The organism is Flavobacterium artemisiae, assembly GCF_042678225.1.
Taxonomy (GTDB): domain Bacteria; phylum Bacteroidota; class Bacteroidia; order Flavobacteriales; family Flavobacteriaceae; genus Flavobacterium; species Flavobacterium artemisiae.
Genome location: NZ_JBHUDZ010000018.1, coordinates 907,948 through 930,334, shown reverse-complemented (window position 1 = coordinate 930,334; position 22,387 = coordinate 907,948). Strand labels below are relative to the sequence as shown.

The 22,387-nt window shown below is 32.1% G+C and carries 25 protein-coding genes; 11 read left to right on the top strand and 14 right to left on the bottom strand.

Annotated elements, in window-relative coordinates:
• Window positions 1-257: 257 nt before the first annotated feature.
• The 6 genes from ACFSC2_RS23870 to ACFSC2_RS23845 all read right to left on the bottom strand — a co-directional run bounded on the left by ACFSC2_RS23870 (window position 258) and on the right by ACFSC2_RS23845 (window position 5,125).
• A complete protein-coding gene (locus ACFSC2_RS23870) occupies window positions 258-533 on the bottom strand; it encodes an ATP-dependent Clp protease adaptor ClpS (RefSeq protein ID WP_379813610.1) in 276 nt (91 codons plus the stop codon).
• Between the two features lie 37 nt (window positions 534-570).
• Window positions 571-1,404, bottom strand: coding sequence for a 50S ribosomal protein L11 methyltransferase (prmA, locus tag ACFSC2_RS23865; RefSeq protein ID WP_379813609.1), 834 nt, complete (start codon window positions 1,402-1,404; stop codon window positions 571-573).
• A gap of 135 nt (window positions 1,405-1,539) precedes the next feature.
• Complete coding sequence (gene tpiA, locus ACFSC2_RS23860) at window positions 1,540-2,292, bottom strand: triose-phosphate isomerase (RefSeq protein ID WP_379813608.1); 753 nt, start codon at window positions 2,290-2,292, stop codon at window positions 1,540-1,542.
• 66 nt (window positions 2,293-2,358) lie between these two features.
• On the bottom strand, window positions 2,359-2,853 hold the full coding sequence (locus ACFSC2_RS23855) for a TlpA family protein disulfide reductase (protein WP_379813607.1): 495 nt from the start codon (window positions 2,851-2,853) through the stop codon (window positions 2,359-2,361).
• A gap of 522 nt (window positions 2,854-3,375) precedes the next feature.
• Window positions 3,376-4,497 (bottom strand): BT_3928 family protein, encoded by a 1,122-nt coding sequence (locus tag ACFSC2_RS23850; RefSeq protein WP_379813606.1) that lies wholly within the window; start codon window positions 4,495-4,497, stop codon window positions 3,376-3,378.
• 85 nt (window positions 4,498-4,582) lie between these two features.
• A complete protein-coding gene (locus ACFSC2_RS23845; protein ID WP_379813604.1) occupies window positions 4,583-5,125 on the bottom strand; it encodes a DUF1599 domain-containing protein in 543 nt (180 codons plus the stop codon).
• Window positions 5,126-5,274: 149 nt separating this feature from the next.
• Between ACFSC2_RS23845 and folP the strand changes: the two genes are divergently transcribed.
• Window positions 5,275-6,099 (top strand): dihydropteroate synthase, encoded by an 825-nt coding sequence (gene folP, locus ACFSC2_RS23840; RefSeq protein WP_379813603.1) that lies wholly within the window; start codon window positions 5,275-5,277, stop codon window positions 6,097-6,099.
• A 148-nt stretch (window positions 6,100-6,247) separates the two neighbouring features.
• Complete coding sequence (locus ACFSC2_RS23835; RefSeq protein ID WP_379813602.1) at window positions 6,248-6,877, top strand: hypothetical protein; 630 nt, start codon at window positions 6,248-6,250, stop codon at window positions 6,875-6,877.
• 64 nt (window positions 6,878-6,941) lie between these two features.
• On the opposite strand, the gene rlmH is transcribed toward ACFSC2_RS23835, so the two are convergent.
• The 7 genes from rlmH to ACFSC2_RS23800 all read right to left on the bottom strand — a co-directional run bounded on the left by rlmH (window position 6,942) and on the right by ACFSC2_RS23800 (window position 12,823).
• Window positions 6,942-7,415, bottom strand: a complete 474-nt coding sequence (rlmH, locus tag ACFSC2_RS23830; protein WP_115886756.1) for a 23S rRNA (pseudouridine(1915)-N(3))-methyltransferase RlmH — start codon at window positions 7,413-7,415, stop codon at window positions 6,942-6,944.
• Window positions 7,416-7,629: 214 nt separating this feature from the next.
• Window positions 7,630-7,938 (bottom strand): antibiotic biosynthesis monooxygenase family protein, encoded by a 309-nt coding sequence (locus ACFSC2_RS23825; protein ID WP_379813601.1) that lies wholly within the window; start codon window positions 7,936-7,938, stop codon window positions 7,630-7,632.
• Window positions 7,939-8,155: 217 nt separating this feature from the next.
• Entirely contained in the window at window positions 8,156-9,571 is a 1,416-nt protein-coding gene (locus ACFSC2_RS23820; RefSeq protein ID WP_379813599.1) for an adenosine deaminase, read from the bottom strand.
• A 222-nt stretch (window positions 9,572-9,793) separates the two neighbouring features.
• Window positions 9,794-10,075, bottom strand: coding sequence for a GNAT family N-acetyltransferase (locus tag ACFSC2_RS23815; protein ID WP_379813598.1), 282 nt, complete (start codon window positions 10,073-10,075; stop codon window positions 9,794-9,796).
• A gap of 8 nt (window positions 10,076-10,083) precedes the next feature.
• Window positions 10,084-10,479: an OsmC family protein gene (locus ACFSC2_RS23810; protein WP_379813596.1), complete on the bottom strand. Its 396-nt coding sequence runs from the start codon at window positions 10,477-10,479 to the stop codon at window positions 10,084-10,086.
• A gap of 2 nt (window positions 10,480-10,481) precedes the next feature.
• On the bottom strand, window positions 10,482-11,363 hold the full coding sequence (locus ACFSC2_RS23805; RefSeq protein WP_379813595.1) for a pirin family protein: 882 nt from the start codon (window positions 11,361-11,363) through the stop codon (window positions 10,482-10,484).
• 359 nt (window positions 11,364-11,722) lie between these two features.
• Window positions 11,723-12,823: a DNA alkylation repair protein gene (locus ACFSC2_RS23800; protein WP_379813594.1), complete on the bottom strand. Its 1,101-nt coding sequence runs from the start codon at window positions 12,821-12,823 to the stop codon at window positions 11,723-11,725.
• Window positions 12,824-13,172: 349 nt separating this feature from the next.
• On the opposite strand from ACFSC2_RS23800, the gene nadC reads away from it, so the two are divergent.
• The 5 genes from nadC to priA all read left to right on the top strand — a co-directional run bounded on the left by nadC (window position 13,173) and on the right by priA (window position 18,709).
• Window positions 13,173-14,030 carry a carboxylating nicotinate-nucleotide diphosphorylase gene (gene nadC, locus ACFSC2_RS23795; RefSeq protein WP_379813593.1) on the top strand — a complete coding sequence of 286 codons (858 nt, stop codon included), beginning with the start codon at window positions 13,173-13,175 and terminating at the stop codon, window positions 14,028-14,030.
• 93 nt (window positions 14,031-14,123) lie between these two features.
• Window positions 14,124-15,053: a YihY/virulence factor BrkB family protein gene (locus ACFSC2_RS23790; protein WP_379813592.1), complete on the top strand. Its 930-nt coding sequence runs from the start codon at window positions 14,124-14,126 to the stop codon at window positions 15,051-15,053.
• Window positions 15,050-15,478 (top strand): DUF2147 domain-containing protein, encoded by a 429-nt coding sequence (locus ACFSC2_RS23785; RefSeq protein ID WP_379813591.1) that lies wholly within the window; start codon window positions 15,050-15,052, stop codon window positions 15,476-15,478. Before ACFSC2_RS23790 ends, ACFSC2_RS23785 begins: the two co-directional genes overlap by 4 nt.
• Before the next feature lie 12 nt (window positions 15,479-15,490).
• Window positions 15,491-16,225, top strand: a complete 735-nt coding sequence (gene bla-B1-FLAV / locus ACFSC2_RS23780; RefSeq protein ID WP_379813590.1) for a subclass B1 metallo-beta-lactamase — start codon at window positions 15,491-15,493, stop codon at window positions 16,223-16,225.
• 33 nt (window positions 16,226-16,258) lie between these two features.
• Window positions 16,259-18,709, top strand: coding sequence for a replication restart helicase PriA (priA, locus tag ACFSC2_RS23775; protein WP_379813589.1), 2,451 nt, complete (start codon window positions 16,259-16,261; stop codon window positions 18,707-18,709).
• A 6-nt stretch (window positions 18,710-18,715) separates the two neighbouring features.
• Here priA and ACFSC2_RS23770 read toward each other — a convergent pair whose 3' ends face one another.
• Window positions 18,716-19,414: a LytR/AlgR family response regulator transcription factor gene (locus ACFSC2_RS23770; RefSeq protein WP_026729423.1), complete on the bottom strand. Its 699-nt coding sequence runs from the start codon at window positions 19,412-19,414 to the stop codon at window positions 18,716-18,718.
• A 177-nt stretch (window positions 19,415-19,591) separates the two neighbouring features.
• Between ACFSC2_RS23770 and rpsF the strand changes: the two genes are divergently transcribed.
• The 4 genes from rpsF to ACFSC2_RS23750 all read left to right on the top strand — a co-directional run bounded on the left by rpsF (window position 19,592) and on the right by ACFSC2_RS23750 (window position 21,339).
• Window positions 19,592-19,933, top strand: coding sequence for a 30S ribosomal protein S6 (rpsF, locus tag ACFSC2_RS23765; RefSeq protein WP_068842999.1), 342 nt, complete (start codon window positions 19,592-19,594; stop codon window positions 19,931-19,933).
• A 5-nt stretch (window positions 19,934-19,938) separates the two neighbouring features.
• On the top strand, window positions 19,939-20,235 hold the full coding sequence (gene rpsR, locus ACFSC2_RS23760) for a 30S ribosomal protein S18 (RefSeq protein ID WP_002987043.1): 297 nt from the start codon (window positions 19,939-19,941) through the stop codon (window positions 20,233-20,235).
• 66 nt (window positions 20,236-20,301) lie between these two features.
• Window positions 20,302-20,742 (top strand): 50S ribosomal protein L9, encoded by a 441-nt coding sequence (rplI, locus tag ACFSC2_RS23755; RefSeq protein ID WP_379813588.1) that lies wholly within the window; start codon window positions 20,302-20,304, stop codon window positions 20,740-20,742.
• A gap of 123 nt (window positions 20,743-20,865) precedes the next feature.
• A complete protein-coding gene (locus ACFSC2_RS23750; protein WP_379813587.1) occupies window positions 20,866-21,339 on the top strand; it encodes a DUF6495 family protein in 474 nt (157 codons plus the stop codon).
• Window positions 21,340-22,387 lie beyond the last annotated feature (1,048 nt).

Below are 22,387 nucleotides of genomic sequence, written 5' to 3'. Positions count from 1 at the left end.
TTATTTGTAACTAAGCCGTTTTGTATAATTTACGTGAAGAAAGATTTATTTTGGTTCCAAAGACATATTCGTATTTTTTGTTTTCGATTAATTGTCTTTGTTAAGCTTCAAATTTTGATTGTCCTTTTACAGTAAAAGAGAAAAATAAGAGCATTAAAAGTGTGATATTTCTCGTAATTCAAATTAATACAAATAAAAACGCATCCTATTCAATTCTAGTATAGAATAAAATAGGATGCGTTTTTATTTATTTTCAATTAAACTATTTCTGCGCTTAGTCCAGCTTCCAAAAGTTGTGTACATTGAGGTTTTAATTTGTCAATCGGCCCTGTTTTTACGGTGCATTTTCCGTTGTAATGTACAATCAAAGAACATTGTTCTGCTTGTTCTGCTGTGTGATCGCAAACGCGCATAAGAGTATCAATTACGTGATCAAAAGTATTTACATCATCGTTGTAGACAATAATCTCGTTATTAAAAGCGACAGCTTCTTTTTCGCGAACTCTTTCTCTTACTTTTTCTTTAGTACTCATATCTTATAAGTTTTTGTACTGAATTGATTATCAGTATCTAATTTACGTATTTTAGTGATACCCAGTTATTTCTTTGCAGCTTTTTAACATACGTTAATCCTTTGTCAACGCAAGAAGCGTCGATAAAAGGAATGTCTTCTTCGTAGAAACCGCTAAAAAGAATAATTCCTTTTGGATTTAAAGCATCAACATAAGCCTGCATGTCATTCAACAAAATATTTCTGTTGATATTTGCAATGATCAAATCGTATTTTTTACCAGCCAGTAAAGCTGCATCGCCTTCATAAACGCTGATATGTTTGCAATTATTGCGTTCTGCATTTTCGATAGAGTTAAGGTAACACCAGTTGTCAATATCAATAGCATCAATAGGTTCTGCACCTTTCATTTCAGCTAAAATTGCTAAAATAGCAGTTCCGCAGCCCATATCAAGAGTTTTTAAACCTTTAACATCCATTTCAAGCAAATGCTGAATCATCATGTGTGTAGTTTCATGATGTCCTGTTCCGAAACTCATTTTTGGTTCGATCAAAATATCAAACTCAGCATCCGTTTTTGGGTGAAATGGAGCGCGCACATGGCATTTTCCGTCAACATCAATTGGTTCAAAATTCTTTTCCCATTCTTCGTTCCAGTTTACCTGATCAATTTCTTCAATTGTATATGTAATTTTAAACTCTTCAGATTGTACAATATAGATATCATCCAGAATATTTTCGTCCCATAAATCTTTCTTCACAAAAGCCGAAATCCCGTTTTCTGTTTCTGTAAAACTTTCAAACGCTTTTTCGCCTAGTTCCGCAACTAAAATTTCAGAACCTAATTCTTTCGGCTCAATCGTAAAATGATATCCTAAATAGATGTTTGACATAAAAAAAATTTTTGCAAAGGTAAGAATTGAAAATAGAAGTTGATTAGGCCAATATTGTTAATTTAAGAATAATTTTAAACATAAAAAAAGCGACACTTTAATGTGTCGCTTTTTGTTTTTATAAGGATCTAAAAATTAGATAGCTGTAACAATAGCTAAGAAATCATCAGCTTTTAAAGCCGCACCTCCAATTAAACCACCGTCTACGTCTGGTTTAGAGAAGATTTCTTTAGCATTTTCTGGTTTTACAGAACCACCGTATAAAATTGAAACTTCATCAGCGATTTCAGCTCCAAAAGCTTTACGGATAGTTTCTCTAATAAATTCGTGCATTTCTTGAGCTTGCTCTGGCGAAGCAGTTTCTCCAGTTCCGATAGCCCAAACTGGCTCATAAGCTAATACGATTTTAGACCAAGATTCTTTTGCAATATGGAAAACACCATCGCGCAATTGGTTTTCAACAATATTGAAATGATTATCAGATTGACGGTCTTTTAATTCTTCTCCAAAACAGAAAATAACAGTCATGTCATGTTTTAAAGCAGTGTCAACTTTATTTGCGATTAAAGCGTCAGTTTCTTGAAAAATAGCTCTACGCTCAGAGTGACCTAAAATTACAGTGTTAACACCAATGCTTGTTAACATATCTGCAGAAATTTCTCCTGTAAAAGCACCGCCTTCAGCTTGGTGAACATTTTGAGCAGCAACACCGATAGTTGTGTTTTTTACTTTAGCAACAGCAGCTTGTAAATTTACAAATGTTGGAGCCACAATAACTTGTGCATTTGTCTGTGCTGGTATTTTAGCAATTAACTCGTTTAATAATTCCTCAGTCTGTGCAGCATTTTTATGCATTTTCCAGTTTCCTGCAACAATCTTTTTTCTCATTTTGGTAGTTTTTATTATTCTTTTAATTTTTTGTTTTTGAAGTTTTATTTTCAGTGATATTGAAAATTATTTTAAACCTTGTAAAGTTTCATTGATTTTATCAAAATCAGTTTCGATAGCACGGTATAAAACAATTTTTCCTGTTTTATCAATGATAATGTATCTCGGAATCCAATCTAAGTCGATTGCTTTTCCAAAAACACCTTTCATACCGTCGTTCATCATAAAATGATCACCTTTTAATTCGTGTTTCTCAATTCCTGCTTTCCATTTTTCAGCTGTTTTATCTGCAGAAAGGAATAAGTAAGAAACGGTTGGGTTGTTAGCCTGAAGTTCTTTTAATTTTGGCATTGCTTTTACACAGTCACCACACCAAGAAGCCCAAACTTCGATTACCAAAGTTTTTCCTTTATATTTTTTTAAAATGTTTTTGAAAGTAGTCTGACTATCATCAGTTCCTAAAAGTTTTTCAGACAACGCTTCTTTAGAAAAAGCAGTTTTTTGAGCCTGAGAACATGAAAATGTAATAAATGCAATTACAATTAAAGCAATTTGTTTCATATGGTAAATTATAATAATTTTTTGTTAGATACCGAATTCACAAAGTTAAACAAACAAATTGAATGCTAAATGCGGATTAACAAAATTTGAAGAGTCTTGTGTTTTGTAACAAAACGAAGATTTTGGGTTAAAAAAAGACGTATGAAATCGTAATAGTAGATTGAAAATTGGTTAATTTTTGAAAAGACCATTTTTGAAGGTGGAAAAAAAAGGTTCAATTTTTGTCTGTAATATTTTTTTATCGAAAAAAATCGTCTGATAAAAGATATTTAAATCATAATTTTCAATTGTTCATTTTGTGAAATATACGATCTCATGTGATTGTTTATTACTGTTTTTTTGCCACAAAAAAAGTCCAACTTATGTGGACTTTGTCTATTTATAGTAAGGTAAAATTATATGCTCAATTTAAAGATGAGTTTATTGACTTCTTCTTGTTTGTCTGATTCTATAATTTGTAAATTATCTAATTTTTTATTAGTCTTAATTTTTGATTTTAAAACAGTTTTTTTGCTTTTAATACTAGATTCCATACGCAACATCAGATAATTTCAAATCATCAACGTCATTATAGTGTACTTTTTGAACAACTGTTCCTTTGTGCAGTACTACAATACTAGGATTTGCTCTTTCGATAGTTTTTAAAGTTGTTGCATCGCAGAAATAAAAATCGGTGTCTAAATTGTATTGTTTTTTAGCTTTTGCAATTTCATCAGCTCCAGAAGCGGTCATAGCAATTACTTTATAGCCTTTTGCTTTAGCATCCTGACTTACTTTTGCTAGTTTCTGCATTCCTTCTGGATTTGATTTTGTTAAATCGTAAGTAACAAAAACAAGTAATTTTGGTTCTTTTAGTAATTCTTCTTTATAATCAGAATCGTCTTTTGTCATTGTAAAGTCGTGAATTGGCGGAACATAACCTTCTGTAATTACCTTGTCTTTTCTGTCAACAAAAACAGCGCCTTCGGGAATATTCATCAAATCTTTTTCAGTGAATTCTTTATCAACTCCGTTTACTTTGTAAATAAAAATCATTTCAACAACTGATTTTGGAGCTCCTTCTGGAATTTCCATTCCTTTCTCAATGTTATTTCCAACTTTAAACGGACGGAAGTCTTTAATTGGATTATGATTTAAAACCCAAACCGCCATAAAGACACATAAAACGATACTGATTAAAGTAAGAATATTGGTTACAGCTTTTGAAAATAAAGGTTTAACTAATTTTTTATTAATGAATAAAATCAAAATAAAGAAAAGCAGAACAACGTCTTTTGTGAATGACTGCCAAGGTGTTAAGTGTAAAGCGTCTCCGAAACAGCCACAATCTTTTACTACATCAAAATAAGCAGAGTAGAAGGTAAGGAACGTAAAGAAAACAATCAATAATAATAAGGCCCAAATCGTAAGTTTAGATTTATAGCCAACCAAAAGCATTACACCCAAAACAACTTCTAAAATCACTAGAAAAATTGCTAATCCCAAAGCCAAAGGCTCTAAAAATGGCATGTTAAAAACTGGTTCGCTAAAATATTCTGCTAGTTTATAAGAGAAACCAACAGGATCATTCAGTTTTATTAATCCAGAAATGATAAAAAGTACGCCGACAAATAATCGGGAGAATTGGGTAATGAAGTTTTTCATGTTGTATAGAATTGGGTTAAATCCCAAAAATCAAATTCCAAATTCCAAGTTTTGAATTGGAATTTGGAATTTAAAATTTGAAATTTTATTTAGTAATTGGATTTAGAATTAGGGCAAAAACAGAATAATTAATCATATCCTGATAATTTGCGTCAATACCTTCAGAAACGATTGTTTTTCCTTTATTATCTTCAATCTGCTTAACGCGAAGGATTTTCTGCAAGATCAAATCGGTTAAAGAACTTACACGCATATCACGCCACGCTTCTCCGTAGTCGTGGTTTTTGGCTTCCATTAGTTCTTTAGTCTGTTTTACTTTAGCATCATATAATTCAGTCGCTTTTTCCACATCCAGATCGGGTTGTTCAACAACACCTAATTCTAACTGAATCAAAGCCATAATCGAATAATTGATGATTCCGATAAATTCGCCTTTTTCGTCTTCATCAACTTTTCGAACTTCGTTTTCCTGTAAACTTCTGATTCTTTGCGCTTTTATGAAAATCTGATCGGTAAGCGAAGGCAGTCTTAAAATACGCCATGCACTGCCGTAATCGGTCATTTTGTTAATAAACAAGGTTCTGCAAACCTCAATTACATTATCAAATTCTTGAGAAGTATTCTTCATTTATATGCTGTATATTTGCTAAAATTTCTTCAAAAATAGGGATTATATTAAATAGTTTCAAGTTTCAGGTTTTCTTTGTTTCAAGTTTTTTTCAAACAAATTGTTAATGCTGAACCTGAAACTTGAAACAAATAAAACGTAAAACAAAAATGTTTATTAATTGCAAAGGCCGTTTGATCGATTTGGAAATTCCGAAAGTAATGGGGATTTTAAATGTAACTCCAAATTCTTTTTTCGACGGCGGAAAATATAAAAACGAGTCTGAGATCCTTTCGCAAGTAGAAAAAATGCTTGCCGAAGGTGCTGATTTTATTGATATAGGCGCGTACTCGAGCAAGCCAAGCGCCGAATTTGTTTCGGAACAAGAAGAAATTGAGAGAATTGTTCCTGCAATTGAATTGATTTTAAAGCATTTTCCTGAAACATTATTGTCAATTGATACTTTTAGAGCTGAGGTTGCAAAAGCAAGTATAGAAAACGGCGCAGGGATTATTAATGATATTGCTGCAGGCGAATTGGATAATAAAATGTTTGAAGTTATCGCGAAATATAACGTCCCATATATTATGATGCACATGCGTGGGAATCCGCAGACAATGCAGAGTTTAACGCAATATGATGATATTATAAAAGAAATGCTTTTTTATTTCTCAGAGAAAGTAAAAAAAGCAAGAAGTTTAGGAATCAACGATTTAATTCTAGATCCAGGTTTCGGTTTTGCCAAAACAACCGATCAGAATTTTGAAGTCATGCAGAAAATGGAACTTTTTAATGTTTTAGAATTACCTGTTTTAGCAGGAATTTCTAGAAAATCTATGATTTATAAAACATTAAATACAATACCGCAAGAAGCTTTAAATGGAACAACATTTTTAAATACAATTGCGTTAACAAAAGGAGCCAAAATTCTTCGTGTTCATGATGTAAAAGAAGCTGTGGAATGTGTTACTTTGTTTAATAAAATAAATTTATAGTCGCCAGTTTTGTCATTCCGAGGAACGAGGAATCTTCACGAGTAGCTCGACAAAGATTGATGAATTTCTAGACGGAGTTTCTTGTGGAGATTCCTCGTTCCTCGGAATGACAAACTGTGTGCTAATTCTCTGTTTAAAAATAAATATAATGAAATACTTTACTATAATTATCGCTCTATTACTTTTCTCCTGTGAAAAGAAACAAGACGTTTTATTACCAAAATCAAACGTAACAATCGTAAAAGATGTTAAGGATCATTCGTCAATTTACATTTTCTTTAAAGTCGGAAAAGATACAATCGCAGACGTGAATAGAAAAAACAGTATTATTTCCACAAACTGGATTTTTAATATCGATAAACGCTTGCCGTTAAGAGTGTTAATTCCCGAAGTAATAAAATTACAGGAAAAGAAACGCGGAGACAGCGCTCATAAAAACGAAAATGCCGAAAATTATTATTCTTATGCCGATTCTGTCGGAAAGAATTTAGCTTTTGTACCTTTTACGAAAGTGTTTTATAAAATGGACAGACCTGAGAAAGGGAATTTCGTGGTTTACTTTGCGAAAGGAAAAAAACAGGTTTTTATGGGAAATCAGGAAATAAAAATATCAGAAATACTAAAGCAGTTTTATAGTATAAAATTTCAAAAAGTACCTGATTTAGTATTTGTATTTGATAAAAATATGAGTTACGAAGAGTATATTCAGTATAAAATTTTATTGCAAAAAGACGTAACTTATAATCTAGATAGGCTTCCAGTAGAATTTATCCTCTAAACTCATATATAAACTTTGAGTCTTCGTGTCTTTGCGGCTTAAACTTGAAACCTGAAACAAAAATTTATTGATGATGATAAGGTTCGTTTCTCAAAATCGTAAATCCGCGGTAGAGTTGTTCTATAAAAAACAAACGCACCATTTGATGTGAAAACGTCATTAGCGAAAGCGAAACTTTTCCCTGCGCTTTTTTATAAACTGTTTCAGAAAATCCGTAAGGTCCGCCAATAACGAAAACTAGTGTCTTTACGCCAGAATTCATTTTCTTCTGCAATTCCTCAGAAAAACCAACGCTGGAGAAGTTTTTTCCGTTTTCATCTAATAAAATTAATTGATCTGTAGCAGAAAGTTTAGCCAAAATTAATTCGCCTTCTTTTTCTTTTTGCTGACTTTCGGATAAATTTTTCACATTTTTGATATCGGGAATAATTTCCAGATCAAATTTGATGTAAAATGACAAACGTTTTGTATAATCGTCAATCAAAGTTTGAAGCGATTTATTGTCTGTTTTGCCAATGGCGATGAGTTTGATATTCATATTCTTATGCCACTAATTGCACGAATTAGCACGAATTAAATTTTAAAAATATTTTTAACACATAGAGACATAGTTCTTCTTTGGCTATAAAAAGGCGTTTCACTTACAGAAATGCACATAGCTATGTGTGAAAGCTAGCTTTTTCTTTAATCTTAAACACAAGCAAAAAAAATCTATGTTTCTATGTGTTTAATTTTTTTAGTCAAAGTAAAGTTTAATTATTTTTTTGATTTTCAAAAACCGTTTCAAAATGTTCTACAATTGGAAACGGTTCGTAATAATGATGTAAAATCTTTTTCCATTCCAAATAGGCTTCAGAAGTTCTAAACCCAATTGTATGATCTTCTAAAGTATTCCATTCAACCAATAAAAGATATTTGTTTTCGATTTCAAGACATTTTTCTAACCGGTGCCTTAAATAACCATCAATTGATGAGATGTATTGGCTTGCTTTCGCAAAATCAGTTTCAAATTCATGTGCCAATTCAGGTTTTACATATAGAAATACTGCTTCTAGAATCATAATTATATATTTTTATCTGCCAGATCTGCTAAATCTGCGAGAGATTATTTTCACGCAGATTTAGCAGATTTATTTTTGATTTACTATTAAAATCTATGAGATTGATTCTCTCGCAGATTTTATTTTTAGTTTTGATGAAAAAATCTGCGTTCATCAGCTTAAATCTGTGATCCCGATAGCTATCGGGAGCGTGCAATCTTCGCACAGATTAGCAGAATTAATTTTTAGAAAAATTAGCTTCAAACGTTTTAAAACGATTGTCTAAATCTTTCAGTAATTGTTTTTTAACTGATGCATCTTGAATAAAACTGTAATTGATGCTGTTATAAACGTATTTTTTAATCGTTTCGTAATTCACATCAGGATATCTTTTTGCTAATAAAACATATTGTTCTGTCATATTGGTTCTTAAAATTCCCGCATCATCGGTGCTGATTACAATTGGAACATTAAATTCTTTATAAAGTGTAAACGGATGCCTGTTTTCTTTTACTTTCAAAATGAATTCGTTACTCACTAAATTAATCTCAATCGGAATATTATTTTTAGACATATAACGCAATAAATCATAAGAGTTTGCCTCGTATGCCATGTCAACTCCGTGACCAATTCTATTAGCTCCGGCAATATAAATCGCATCGTTAATGTGCCAAGTCAGTTCTTCTGGCTGTACCAAACCTAAAGTTAATTCGCCAGCGTGAAGGGTATATTTTACGTCTGGAAACTTAGAATGACAGTATTTAAACATCACCATATGAAGCCAGTAATCTTTCATCGAATTTTCGCCATGTTCTGGAGAAACGATATTTACACCTGCAGTTAATTTGCTTTCGCTTGACGAAATAAAAGCAATCGTCAGGTTTTTAAACAAATCTACTGGTTCCATAAAACGAAGCACAAAGTTTTGATAACGCATTGTAAAACGCTCGTCATCAATTTTTAAATCTTTATGAAGTTTTGCTAAGAAATTAGTATTGAAATCTTCGGCATATTTTTTAGCATCTTTCTTCTGAAGTGCTTTATACAATTCATCTAAAAGTTTGAAAACCGCTTTTTCGTCTTTTTGAGCCGAAGCCTGACGCAATTTTGTATTGAAATCGGCTAAATCAGAAACATTCATATCACATGGAATCGTTGATAATTGTGTTTCAATATAACTTACGTTTTCTGCAATAGCGCGTTTTTTTAATTCCAACATTCCCTCAGCAAAGTGACCAGCAATTGTAGGTTCAAATTTCATAAAAGAATCAAAGAATTGATCATCAGAAGGTACAGAACCATTATAATCTTTAACCGACCAAGTCTGCATTATTTGTTGTTGGTAAAAGTCTAATTTACCTTGGTTTTTTAGAGAAGAAAAAGTCTGCCAATTACCGTTTGAAGGTTTTGTTTTAGAAACTCCTAAAGTTTCAATATTTACATAAAAGTCTTCTGCAATCGCTCTTTCTAAAAGCGGTTCTGCATAAACGGATCCTGAAAAATGGTGGTGTAAATCGCCTCCTTTTGGCATTTGTTGAAAAAAAGCTGTTAAGAGCGCTTCATTATTTCTGATTTTTTCTAAATAACTTTCAGCCGATTGAGAAAAGCCGATTTGTGCTATAAAAATACAGAAAAGCGTAATTATCCTTGTCATACATTAAGTTTAAATTACGCGCAAATATACGACTTTCTGCGAAAATTTGAAAACGTATTTTTTTTACCGCAAAGAACGCAAGGTTTTATGACATGCCGGGCTTAGTATAAACGCAAAGTTCGCAAAGCTTTGTCAAAAAAACTTGCGAACATTGCGTAATCATTTGCGTGCATTGCGGTTTAAAAAAACTTTGAAACTTAGTATCTCAGAATCTTAGCACCTTTAAGAAAGTACATCACGTATTTCCTCTACCTTATCAAAAACGCTTTTCGCGAAAGGACAAAGAGGAATAATCTTTACATTATTTTTTCTAGCAAAATCTACCGCTGCCATAAGCATTTTTTTACCGACACCTTTTCCGTTGAAATCTGGACTTACTTCTGTGTGGTCAATGATGAATTGTGAATCTCCCGCCCAAGTGTAAGTCATTTTCCCGGCTTCTTTTCCGTCTTCTACAGCTTCAAAATAGCCTTTTTTAGTATCGTTTATTTGTTGAATTTCCATTATATTTTTTAGATTAAAGTCGTTTTTATTTCGATTGTGTGCGTCAATGTTTTATGAATAGGACAGCTGTTTGCGATCGTTTCTAAACGTTGTCTCTGCGTTTCATCAACATCACCGATTACTTCTATTTTCCTTGTAAAAACGGATACACTTCGTTCAGAATCTCTTTCAAAATCTATTTTTACATTGATCTCTTCAACATTCCATTGTTTTCGGTTAATGTACATTCGCAAAGTAATTACGGTGCAGGAAGCCAATGATGCAGCTAAAAGTTCAGTCGGATTTAAACCTAAATTTTTACCGCCCAATTCCTGTGGTTCATCAGAAATTAAAATATTATCACTTGCTGATTTTATTTCGGTACGATACAAACGCGTATCTATTTTTGCTGAAACAGTATCCATAATTATTTAATTCTTGGTTCTGGTAATGGAACAAATTCTGTTTCGCCTGGAACTTTTGGGAAAGTCTGCGCTGTCCAGTCTCTTTTTGCTTTTTCGATTAGCTCTTTATCAGAAGAAACGAAGTTCCAAAAGATAAAATGTTCTTCAGGAAACGGCTGTCCTCCAAAAATATAAACGGTCGAATTTTCAGAAATTTCAAACTCACAAAGAGAAGCTTCAGTTGTAATTAAAATTTGTCTCGGATCATAAAGATGTTCACCGTTTTTGATACTTCCTTCTAAAATATACCAACCGCTTTCGCCAAATAAATGTTTTCCAATATTGATTTTTTTAGCTTCTTTGCTTTTGATTTCGATAAAATAAAGCGGACTATAAACAGGAACTGGCGATTTCTTGCCAAAAGCTTCGCCGGCAATCAATTTATAAGAAACGCCGTCTTCTTCCCAAGCCGGAATATCATCTGCTTCAACATGGGTAAAATTAGGTTCCATTTGTTCCAATTCTTTAGGAAGTGCGACCCAAATCTGTAATCCGTGAAGCATTTTGTCAGAATGTCTTAAATATTCTGGTGTTCTTTCAGAGTGTACGATTCCTTTTCCGGCTGTCATCCAGTTAACTGCGCCTGGTTTTATTTCCAATTCAGTTCCCAAACTATCGCGGTGCATAATGCTTCCTTCAAACAAAAAGGTAAGCGTAGAAAGTCCGATATGCGGATGCGGAGGAACGTCCATATTTTCATGGTCACTTAAATGTGCTGGCCCCATATGATCAATAAAAACAAATGGCCCAACGGCTCTTTTTTCACGGAAAGGCAATAAACGACCTACCATAAAGTTGCCAATATTGGCGGCGCGTTCTTCGATAATTAAACTGATATTTGACATGTGGTATTTTTTAGTTGAAACAAAATTACAGTTGTGATGCTTGTCTGTAACTTAATTTAGATTAAGAAAAGGTGTTTTTTGATTTATAAAAATAAGAAAAATCGTTGAGGTTATTTTATAGCCAAGATTAAATTTAAGTTTAGAAGTCCCAGCGGGACGAAATATTTATAGAAACAATAATTATACGCAATCTAAAGCTCAAGCGGAGCGAAATATATGTCGCTTCGCTGGAGCTTTTGGTAATGATTTGGTAATTTTCTATAAATATATCGCTCCTCCGGAGCTTTTCTTAATGAGGCGAATTGTTCTTTCTATAAATATTATGCTCCGCTGGAGCATTGAAAAATTTGATATTGGAATTAATCAATCAATTCAAATTCCAAAACTTCACTTTCCGTTCCATTAATGATAATCGATAATTGATGAATTCCAGTATGAAAAACACGCGTCGTAATTAATTTAAAAGACTGATTTCTTTCAATTTTCGTTAATTGATTTGGATGATAAATTTTCTCACTGATTTTGAAGACTTTTTTAGCTAAATGTCCTTTTGCTTTTTTGTAATGAACAGCATATTCTAAGCGAATTGTTTTCGGTTCTTTATTTTTATTATTTAAATGAAAATGAAACTGCAGATAATCTCCAATTTTAACCGTCGGCGTTTTGATTTCAAAAGAAGAAAGTTCAATATTGGTGCTTTCTAAACCATAATGACTTAAAATTTCAGGATGCCCTTGTTTCAATAAAGTTCTGCAGCCATGTTTGATGATTCCGTCAGTTTCTTTAGTGTGGCCTTTCCATCTTTTTGCGATTTCTAAAACAATTTCTGGATTATCTTTCACAATATCATTTAGATTATTGGCAACACTTCTTCGCACATATTCAGAAGGATCATTTTTTAGGTTTTCTAAAATTGGAAGAATGGAACTTGGATCTTTTTTAAGAAACGGAATCGCCATTGCCCACGGTAATCTCGGACGTGAACCTTCGCTCGCTAATCTTCGAACGTGATGATTTTTGTGCAAAGACCATTTAATCATTTCGTCGATCATTTTTTCTTTATATTTTAAAATAAACGGACGAACAGCAAATTCACAGCTTATAAACTGTGTTATAGAAACAAAGGCTTTCGCCGAAGTTTCAAAATCGTCTAAACCGTACATTTCGATATAATCGGCAAAAAATATGAAAGCCAGATTGCTGTCTGCAAAATTGTTTTTTCTAAGATTTTCAATGATTTTGTCTATTAAAACAACAGCTTCAGGAAAGTTTTGAGGCATAAACTGATGAAAAACAACGGTTGTATGTTTCATGCGTTCTTTCCATTCTTTTTGAGCAAAATCGCCTTCGTAAATGGTTTCTATGAATTTTTGTTTATCGAATGAAGGATACACTTCGGCGACAGCTTGACCAAATTTTTCGTAAAAAGAAACCGAGTATATATCTTTAATTAATCCCATAATTTTGTTTGAATGAACCTCAAAGATATTTAATGTTTTTTAATTGTTGAAGTAGATTTTGGATGAAAATTTTAAACACATAGAAACATAGAATTTTTATTTGTTACAGTGAAGAATTGAGAAAAAATCTAGATTTTAGCACATAGTTTTGACGTTCAACTATGTGCATTGATGCAAGTGAAGCGCCTTTTTTTAATTTTTAAAAGCTATGTTTCAATGTGTTTTAAAAAATATATGTTTTTCTAGATTTCAAAATATAAATTTAAGTTAATAAGAAACTTTTCGCATAAATGAAACTTTCAAATCCATAAAATATATCCTAATTTAGCAATTCATAAAATTAAAAAAGATGATAAGCGAAGCACAATTTCAAGCCGAATTACAATTGTTGATTACCAATGCAATACGCGAAGATGTGGGCACAGGCGATTACAGTTCATTGGCTTGTATTCCAGATACAGCTCACGGACAAGCAAAATTATTGGTTAAAGATCAGGGAATTATTGCCGGTGTGGCTTTGGCTCGCATGATTTTTGAATATGTTGATCCGAAACTTAAAGTGAAAACATATATTGAAGATGGAACTCACGTAGAATACGGCGAAGTTGTTTTTGAGGTTTCTGGAAGTTCACAGTCTATTTTAAAGGCAGAAAGAGTGGTTTTGAATACTATGCAGCGTATGTCTGCAATTGCCACAAAAACGAATCAGTATACACAATTATTGGAAGGAACTGGGGCGAAAATATTAGACACTCGTAAAACAACGCCAAATTTTAGAGCAGCAGAAAAATGGGCGGTAAAAATTGGAGGAGGTGAGAACCATCGTTTTGCGCTTTATGATATGGTAATGTTAAAAGATAATCATATCGATTTTGCAGGTGGCATTACATTGGCGATTAAAAAAACAAAAGAGTTTTTAAAAGAAAATAATCTCGATTTGAAGATTATTGTTGAAGCCCGAAACTTAGATGAAATTCGTGAAATTCTTTTAAGCGATGGTGTTCACAGAATTTTGATCGATAATTTTAATTACGAAGATACCAAAACTGCTGTTCAATTAATTGGAACAAAATGTCAGACAGAATCTTCAGGAAATATCAATGAAAAAACGATTCGCGAATATGCTTTGTGCGGCGTAAATTATATTTCATCTGGAGCTTTAACGCATTCAGTTTATAATATGGATTTGAGTTTGAAAGCATTTTAGGAAGTTAAGAGTTTTGAGGTATAAGTTATGAGTTTGTATTAAATCATCCCGATAGCTTCGGGACTAAACTCAACAATCTAAAATCAAAAATATATGTCTAAAGAGATAGAAGAACGGATTGAGAAACTCCCTGTGGTGCGTTCTCTTGCCCGAGTCTTTAAAAGAATAAAATTGCCTTGGCTGGAAGGCTTTTCGCTGTATGATTTGTTGGAAATGTATACTTTAGGAATTCTTGAAGGTGCATTTTCGTATCATGCCAGCGCTGTTTCGTTCAGCTTTTTTATGGCGTTGTTTCCTTTTGCTTTATTCATATTAAACTTAATTCCGTTTATTCCGATAGACAATTTTCAAGATGATTTTTTACAATTTGTGCAGCAGAGTGTACCGCCAAATACCTTTGATGCGATTAGTAAAATCATCAGCGATATTTTAAATAATAGTCATTCTGGGTTGTTATCTTCGGGTTTTTTGCTTTCTATTTTTTTGATGGCAAATGGTATTAACGGAATTTTGAGTGGTTTTGAATCGTCCAAACACGTTTTTGATAAACGAGGTTTTTTTAGACAATATTTGGTTGCATTGGCAATTTCGTTAGTAATGACCATAATATTGTTTGTAACTGTGGCAACAATTGTCGTTTTTGAGGTCTTTATTCAAAAAACAATTATCCAAGATGTACTAAGTGATCGAATTCCGCTGATCATCTTAGGAAGATATTTATTTGTTGTTTTAATGATTTTGATAACATCTTCAATATTATTGCGTTATGGTACAAAACAATATAATAAAGTATCTTTTATAAGCATAGGTTCTGTATTTACAACTGTTTTATTTGTTATATCTTCGTTCTTTTTTGGGATTTGGGTTATAAAATTCTCAAAATATAACGAACTTTATGGTTCTATTGGGACATTATTGATCCTAATGTTTTATATTTGGATAAACTGTATGATTTTGCTTTTGGGGTTCGAACTGAACGCATCTATCAGAAAATTAAAACAAAAAAAAAATAAAGAAGTATGAAAAATTTGACGCTGACTATCGGAATGTTTTTATTTGCACTGACCATGCAAAGCCAAAGTGTAATTGGAAAATGGAAAACTATTGATGATGAAACTGGTGAAGCAAAATCTGTGGTAGAGATTTACGAGAAATCTGGAAAAATTTACGGTAAAGTTGTAGATATACTCCGCGATAGTCATAAAAAAGATGTTTGTGCAAAATGTGATGGTGCAGAAAAAAATAAACCAATTTTAGGAATGGTAATTATGAATGGTCTTAAAAAAGACGGTTCTGAATATAACGGAGGAACAATTCTGGATCCAACGAGCGGTAAAAAATACAAATGTTATATTACTTTAGAGTCTGGAGATAAATTGAAATTACGCGGTTATGTTGGCGTTTCAATTATGGGAAGAACGCAATATTGGACAAGAGTAAAAAATTAACTTTAAATACTAATGCGAAAATTAGCATCGATAATTTTATTCTTTGCGATACTATCAAATAGTTTCGGACAATCTAAGAACTCGCCATTACAAATAAGTCATCTTACGGGTGACTTTTATGTTTATAAGACTTTTAGTGATTATAAAGGAAATCTTATTTCTGCAAATGCGATGTATCTTGTAACCAACAAAGGTGTTGTTTTATTTGACGCGCCTTGGGATAAAACGCAGTTTCAGCCTTTGTTAGACAGTATAAAAGCAAGGCATAATAAAGAGGTTGTAATGCTTTTTGGAACACATTCGCATGATGATCGCTCTGGAGGTTTTGATTTTTATAGAAAAAAGGGAATTAAAACTTACACAATAAAACTCACTGACAATATCTTAAAAGAAAAGAAAGAACCAAGAGCGCAATTTATACTTCCAAATGATACTGTCTTTAAAGTAGGACAATATAAATTTGAAGTTTTTTATCCAGGAAAAGGACACGCGCCAGACAATATTGTAGCTTGGTTTGAAAAAGAAAAAATACTCTACGGAGGCTGTTTTGTAAAAAGTGCCGAAGCGGAAGATTTAGGTTATTTAGGCGATGCTGATACAAAAGAATGGGAGGGATCCATTAAAAAAGTACAGACAAAGTGTAAAAATCCAAAATTTATTATTCCAGGACATGAATGCTGGACCAGTATAAACTCTCTGAACCATACTTTAAAATTGGTTCAGGAATATAATTCTTCAAAAAAATAAGTCAAAATTAATTACTGCAGGCTGTTCTAATTTATGTATTTCATCGAGGTCATTTTACCACTTTCATTAGCTAAAACATTTACCTATCGTGTTTCTGAAGCTGAATTTCATTTCATCAAAAAAGGAATGCGAGTTGTAGTTCCTTTTGGGAAAAGTAAAATGTACACAGCTTTGGTTTTAGACATACACCAAAATGAACCTAATTTGTACGAAGCAAAAGAGATTGATCAGATTTTGGATGAAAGGCCGATTGCAACAGAAATTCAGATTAAACACTGGCTTTGGATTGCAAACTATTACATGTGTAGTATTGGTGATGTTTACAGAGGAGCATTTCCGAGTGGTTTGTTGTTAGAAAGTGAAACCGTAATCTCAAATAAACCAGAAACAATAGTTAATGATTCGGAACTTTCGGATGATGAATTTTTGGTTTACGAAGCATTGCATCATCAGAGTTCTTTGAAGGTTCAGGACATTATTTCGATTTTGAACAAAAAAAATATTTTCCCTGTTCTTCAAAAAATGATTGCAAAAGACATCATTGTTTTAGAAGAAGAAATCAAGGAAACATATAAGCCGAAATTAATTCGATATGTAAAACTGCATTCGAAATATGAGTCGGATAACGGTTTAGCAGCGCTTTTAGAAGAATTAAAAAGTGCTAATAAGCAAAAAGAAATTGTTTTAGCTTTTTTTCAATTAAAAGCTTCTGAGAAAAAGCCTATTACGGTTAAGAAGTTAACTGAATTTTCTAATGTTTCTCCAGCCATTGTAAAAGCATTAGTCGAAAAAGAAATTTTTGAAGAATATTTTCTGCAGCATGATCGTGTTTCTTTTTCCGGAGAAAAAACGGAAAAAGAACTACAATTAAGTTCAGCACAAGAAAAAGCTTTTTTAGAAATAAAAGATTGTTTTTCTACAAAAGAAGTCTGCTTACTTCATGGTGTAACTTCGAGTGGAAAAACAGAGATTTATATCAAATTAATTGAAGAATATTTGGTTACAGGAAGGCAGGTTTTGTATTTGCTTCCTGAGATCGCGCTTACAACACAGTTGGTTTCTCGTCTTCGTCTTCATTTTGGAGATAAAGTTGCTGTTTTTCATTCGAAATACAGTAATAATGAAAGGGTGGAAGCGTGGAAACAAACCTTGGAGAATTCTCCAAAAGCACAGATTATAATAGGAGCAAGGTCGGCATTGTTTCTCCCTTTCTCCGATTTAGGATTGTTGATTGTTGATGAAGAGCACGAGCAAACTTTTAAGCAGACCGATCCTGCGCCTAGATACCATGCGCGTGATGCTGCAATTGTTTTGGCAAATTTTCATAAAGCGCAAGTATTATTAGGATCAGCAACACCTAGCTTAGAAACCTATTATAATGCACAAGCCGGAAAATACGGTTTGGTTGAACTTTCGGAGCGTTATAATAATGTTCGAATGCCTGAAGTTGTTTTAGTTGATTTAAAAGACAAGCATTTTAGAAAACGTATGACAGGGCATTTTAGTGATCTTTTAATTGAAGAAATCGCCGAAGCATTGTCATTGGGAGAACAGGTTATTTTGTTTCAAAACAGAAGAGGATATTCGCCAATTATAGAATGTTTGACTTGTGGTCATGTACCGCATTGCCAACAGTGCGATGTGAGTCTTACTTTTCATAAAAATAAAAATCAACTGCGCTGCCATTACTGTGGTTATTCAATTGCAAAACCAACAAACTGTCATAGTTGTTCAAGTATTGATTTGACAACAAAAGGCTTTGGAACCGAACAAATTGAGCAAGAATTAGGATCTATTTTTCCGAATGCTAAAACAGCAAGGATGGATCAAGATACTACGCGCGGAAAATTTGGTTTTGAAAAAATTATCGACACCTTTAAAAATAGGGAAGTAGATATTTTGGTGGGTACACAAATGCTGGCCAAAGGTTTGGATTTTGATAATGTAAGTCTGGTAGGAATCATGAATGCCGATAATATGCTGCATCATCCTGATTTTAGAGCTTTTGAAAGAAGTTACCAAATGATGACTCAGGTAGCAGGTAGGGCAGGAAGGTCAGAGAAACAAGGAAAAGTTGTTATTCAGACTTATAACCCAAATCATAATACAATTCAGCAGGTTACCAATCATAATTATACAGGTATGTACAAAGAGCAATTGTATGACCGACAGATTTATAAATATCCACCCTATTTTAGGATTATTAAGCTCACGCTTAAACATCGGGATTATGAGAAATTGAAAGAAGGCTCGATGTGGCTGTATCAGGTTTTGAATCAGAATCTTGGTATGCCTGTTTTGGGGCCAGAAGAACCGGCAATAAGCAGAATTAGAAACGAATATATCAGATCGATTTTGATCAAAATTCCGCATGATAAGCATTTAGGAAACACAAAAAAAACTATTCAGAAAATGCTGAATAGTTTTGAAGCTGTTGCGCAATACAGAGCTATAAAAGTTATAACTAATGTAGATTTTTATTAAAAATATTTAAGATGAAGTAGAAAGTGCTTTTACTAAATCTTCTTTTTTATTTCGGCTCAAAGGTATTTTTGTAATTCCGATTTCAGCAAATTTGCTGTTAAAACGTTCAACTTTATCAATATTAATAATATACGATTTGTGAACGCGAATAAATTTGTCTTTTGATAAATCATTTTCAAAAGATTTCATTGTAGAAAGAACCAGATTACTGTCGTCTTCTGTAACTACTCTGACATAATCACCAAAAGCTTCGATCCATTTGATTTTTGCGGTAAAAATTTTGAGTTTTTTTAAGTTACTTTTGATGAAAATATGTTCGCCTTCTTCTTCTTTGACTTCTTTTTTTAAGAGATGCATATCGATTGCCCTTTTGACAGAAGCGTTAAAACGATCTACAGCAATGGGTTTTTGCAGATAGTCGGTAGCGTCATAATCAAAAGCCTTTAAAGCATATTCTGCTTTAGAGGTAATAAATATAATTTGCGGTTTAGATTTTAAACCGTCAAGAAAATCAAAACCATTGATAACCGGCATTTCGATATCAAGAAATATTAAGTCAATATTATTTAAAGAGATACAGCTTTTTGCTTCAATTGCATTAGAAAAGTCTCCGATTAAATGCAAGCCTGGGTGATTATTTACCAATTTGGCAATAATTGTCCTTTGTATAGAACTATCATCTACAACAACACAGTTTAGTTTCATAACATTTACATTTAGAATAAATTCAGGATAGCAGTAGTAAATGTATTGTTTTTTTGGAAAAAAAACTAAAATCAGCGAATATTTTTTGCTTTACGACGAATAAAACCAGAAAACTGTTGGATATTTAAATTTAATGATTACTTTTGCACCCAATTTTAACAAATAAATTTTTTATTTATGAATCATTATGAAACTGTTTTCATTTTAAATCCCGTTTTATCTGAAGTTCAGGTGAAGGAAACAGTAACGAAATTTGAAGAATTTCTTACTAGTAGAGGAGCTGAAATGGTATCGAAAGAGGATTGGGGTCTTAAAAAAATGGCTTACGAAATCCAAAACAAAAAAAGTGGTTTTTACCATTTATTCGAATTCAAAGTAGCTGGAGAAGTTCTTTTAGCTTTTGAAACTGAATTCAGACGTGATGAAAGAGTTATGCGTTTCTTAACTGTAAGTTTAGACAAACATGCTATTTCATGGGCGGAGAGAAGAAGAGCTAAATTAAAATCTACTAAAGCGTAATTATTATGTCTACAATTGAGCAATCTGCAAAAGGAAAAAAAGACGGAGATATCAGATATTTAACGCCTTTAAACATTGAAACTAACAAAACTAAAAAGTATTGCCGTTTCAAAAAATCTGGAATCAAATATATCGATTATAAAGATGCTGATTTCTTATTGAAATTCGTTAACGAACAAGGAAAAATTCTTCCACGTCGTTTAACAGGAACTTCATTAAAATACCAAAGAAAAGTTTCTGTAGCTGTAAAAAGAGCTCGTCACTTAGCTTTAATGCCATACGTGGCCGATTTATTAAAATAATTAAAAACTCTAGTCGCTGGTTTCTGTTAAAGCAGAACCTAACTTCTAAAATATAAGGACAACAACATGGAACTTATTTTAAAACAAGACGTACAAAACTTAGGATTTAAAGATGATGTAGTATCTGTAAAACCAGGTTACGGACGTAACTTTTTAATTCCTCAAGGATTTGCAGTATTAGCAACTCCTTCTGCTAAAAAAGTTTTAGCTGAAAATTTAAAACAAAGAGCTCACAAAGAAGCTAAAGTTGTTGCTGATGCAAAAGCAACTGCAGAAGCGCTTAAAGCTCTTGAAATTAAAATTACTGCTAAAGCTGGTGGAGAAAAATTATTTGGTTCTGTTACTAATATCGATATTGCTGAGGCATTAGAGAAATCTGGTAACGCTATCGATAGAAAATTCATCACAAGCGGTATCGTTAAACGTACAGGAAAATACAATGCAAGCATCCGTTTACACAGAGATGTTATCGTTGAATTACCATACGAAATTGTTGCTGAAAAGTAATAATTATCGAATCTAACTAAAATCCCGATGAAAATCGGGATTTTTTTGTTTACTAAATATAGTAAGTCATTCGCTTGAGTATTTTTTTAATGCTTATGCGAAATATATAAAGCAAGAACTAAAATGAAATACGCAAGATTAACTAAAGAGCAGTTTGATGAACTGCATGCTGAATTTGCAAGCTTTTTGGCAACACAAACAATTGATAAGAAAGAATGGGACGAACTAAAGGTAAATAAACCTGAAGTTGCTGAACAGGAATTGGATGTTTTTTCGGATTTAATTTGGGAAGGTGTTTTGTCTAGAGCTGAATTTCTGGAACATTTTTCTAAAAACCATATTTTTCTATTTCATTGTTTTGATACTTATGTACAATCTATAGTATTGAAATCATTTTCGCCTGAGGTTGATTTCTTGACAAAAGAAGGATTACAGTGGTTGAGCGATAATATGTTTACTGAAAATATTGAAATGAAAGTTGGAAAGAAAGTTTTTACTGAAGAACGAAATATTTCCATCTTCGAATTGATCAAACAAGGTGCTTTTTTAAGCGATGGTCAGCTTTTTACTCAAATTAACACCATTATTGAGTCATAAGTTGTTAAGATAAGATTTTTTAAAGACAAACGATTGGTTTCTAATTGTTTGTCTTTTTTTTATTTTTTTAACATTTGTCTAATTTTTTCAAAATTTGGCACCCCGTATTTCTACGCATTTTTTTAGAATGCTCTAAAAATTTTCCAAAATTAAATTTTTGTAAGTTTTATTTTTCATTTGGTACGAATTGCGGACAATTTTTTTTCTGTTTTTTGATAAAAAGTAAGTTTATTCTGTATTTTTTGATATTTAACATAGTTTCTGCAATTTTTGTTTAACGTTAAATTCGATTGTGAATTGTGTTAAAACTTGCAGGTTTTTCTGGTGTTTTCGGAATATTGCTGGGCTGGCGAAAGTGTTAAAATGAAAAATATAAGAATTTTATAGTTGTTTTGTGTTTTTGTTTTTTCTAATTTTAGAATACAAAAGTTAAACAAAGTTTTCTTTTGTTAGATCCAAAAACATATTTACAATTACACATTTTATTCTAAATCAGATTTTGTGTTATTATGTTTTTGAAATTTTAATATTGAAAATTATATAATAACTTAATAAGTCTGCGTATGGAATTGACAATTACTTTCTTCATCAAGTTTACTTTAGTTGTTCATTTTATTTTAGCTTTATATTTTATTCTTTTAAGCTTACTTCATCCAAAGAATAAGTTTAAGCTTTTCTCCGTATTAAATTTTATTGATAAATATCTATATAATGGTATACTGTCTTTTTCATCACCACCACGAGGTGATTGTTAAAGACAGTATACTTTTATTTTTTAATAAAATAATCAAATTCAATTTATCTTAAATACATTATCTGATTTAAGTAGTTTTTATAAAAGGAATAATCAACCTTCTGTAAAATTTTGAATTTCTATATATTAAGATAGAATTAATCCCCCGATTCTACTTTAACTAAAAATTTTCATTATGAAAATTATACCTGCAGCAAATCACTCCTCAGGAAAAATAGTTAATACTCTTTTTTCCTCACAAAAGATAGAACAGTTTCTTTCTCTTCGAGATCGTTTTTGTTCTTTGGTATATTT

Excerpts from the sequence above, each read along its gene's own strand:
- ACFSC2_RS23800 (WP_379813594.1), bottom strand. The coding sequence starts at position 12,823 with ATGGGATTAATTAAAGATATATACTCGGTTTCTTTTTACGAAAAATTT.
- ACFSC2_RS23785 (WP_379813591.1), top strand. The coding sequence starts at position 15,050 with ATGAAAAATTTGACGCTGACTATCGGAATGTTTTTATTTGCACTGACC.
- ACFSC2_RS23790 (WP_379813592.1), top strand. The coding sequence starts at position 14,124 with ATGTCTAAAGAGATAGAAGAACGGATTGAGAAACTCCCTGTGGTGCGT.
- prmA (WP_379813609.1), bottom strand. The coding sequence starts at position 1,404 with ATGTCAAACATCTATTTAGGATATCATTTTACGATTGAGCCGAAAGAA.
- ACFSC2_RS23820 (WP_379813599.1), bottom strand. The coding sequence starts at position 9,571 with ATGACAAGGATAATTACGCTTTTCTGTATTTTTATAGCACAAATCGGC.
- rlmH (WP_115886756.1), bottom strand. The coding sequence starts at position 7,415 with ATGAATATCAAACTCATCGCCATTGGCAAAACAGACAATAAATCGCTT.
- tpiA (WP_379813608.1), bottom strand. The coding sequence starts at position 2,292 with ATGAGAAAAAAGATTGTTGCAGGAAACTGGAAAATGCATAAAAATGCT.
- rplI (WP_379813588.1), top strand. The coding sequence starts at position 20,302 with ATGGAACTTATTTTAAAACAAGACGTACAAAACTTAGGATTTAAAGAT.
- ACFSC2_RS23870 (WP_379813610.1), bottom strand. The coding sequence starts at position 533 with ATGAGTACTAAAGAAAAAGTAAGAGAAAGAGTTCGCGAAAAAGAAGCT.
- nadC (WP_379813593.1), top strand. The coding sequence starts at position 13,173 with ATGATAAGCGAAGCACAATTTCAAGCCGAATTACAATTGTTGATTACC.
- rpsR (WP_002987043.1), top strand. The coding sequence starts at position 19,939 with ATGTCTACAATTGAGCAATCTGCAAAAGGAAAAAAAGACGGAGATATC.
- ACFSC2_RS23770 (WP_026729423.1), bottom strand. The coding sequence starts at position 19,414 with ATGAAACTAAACTGTGTTGTTGTAGATGATAGTTCTATACAAAGGACA.
- ACFSC2_RS23825 (WP_379813601.1), bottom strand. The coding sequence starts at position 7,938 with ATGATTCTAGAAGCAGTATTTCTATATGTAAAACCTGAATTGGCACAT.
- rpsF (WP_068842999.1), top strand. The coding sequence starts at position 19,592 with ATGAATCATTATGAAACTGTTTTCATTTTAAATCCCGTTTTATCTGAA.
- bla-B1-FLAV (WP_379813590.1), top strand. The coding sequence starts at position 15,491 with ATGCGAAAATTAGCATCGATAATTTTATTCTTTGCGATACTATCAAAT.
- ACFSC2_RS23835 (WP_379813602.1), top strand. The coding sequence starts at position 6,248 with ATGAAATACTTTACTATAATTATCGCTCTATTACTTTTCTCCTGTGAA.
- ACFSC2_RS23845 (WP_379813604.1), bottom strand. The coding sequence starts at position 5,125 with ATGAAGAATACTTCTCAAGAATTTGATAATGTAATTGAGGTTTGCAGA.
- ACFSC2_RS23855 (WP_379813607.1), bottom strand. The coding sequence starts at position 2,853 with ATGAAACAAATTGCTTTAATTGTAATTGCATTTATTACATTTTCATGT.
- ACFSC2_RS23750 (WP_379813587.1), top strand. The coding sequence starts at position 20,866 with ATGAAATACGCAAGATTAACTAAAGAGCAGTTTGATGAACTGCATGCT.
- ACFSC2_RS23815 (WP_379813598.1), bottom strand. The coding sequence starts at position 10,075 with ATGGAAATTCAACAAATAAACGATACTAAAAAAGGCTATTTTGAAGCT.
- ACFSC2_RS23850 (WP_379813606.1), bottom strand. The coding sequence starts at position 4,497 with ATGAAAAACTTCATTACCCAATTCTCCCGATTATTTGTCGGCGTACTT.
- priA (WP_379813589.1), top strand. The coding sequence starts at position 16,259 with ATGTATTTCATCGAGGTCATTTTACCACTTTCATTAGCTAAAACATTT.
- folP (WP_379813603.1), top strand. The coding sequence starts at position 5,275 with ATGTTTATTAATTGCAAAGGCCGTTTGATCGATTTGGAAATTCCGAAA.
- ACFSC2_RS23805 (WP_379813595.1), bottom strand. The coding sequence starts at position 11,363 with ATGTCAAATATCAGTTTAATTATCGAAGAACGCGCCGCCAATATTGGC.
- ACFSC2_RS23810 (WP_379813596.1), bottom strand. The coding sequence starts at position 10,479 with ATGGATACTGTTTCAGCAAAAATAGATACGCGTTTGTATCGTACCGAA.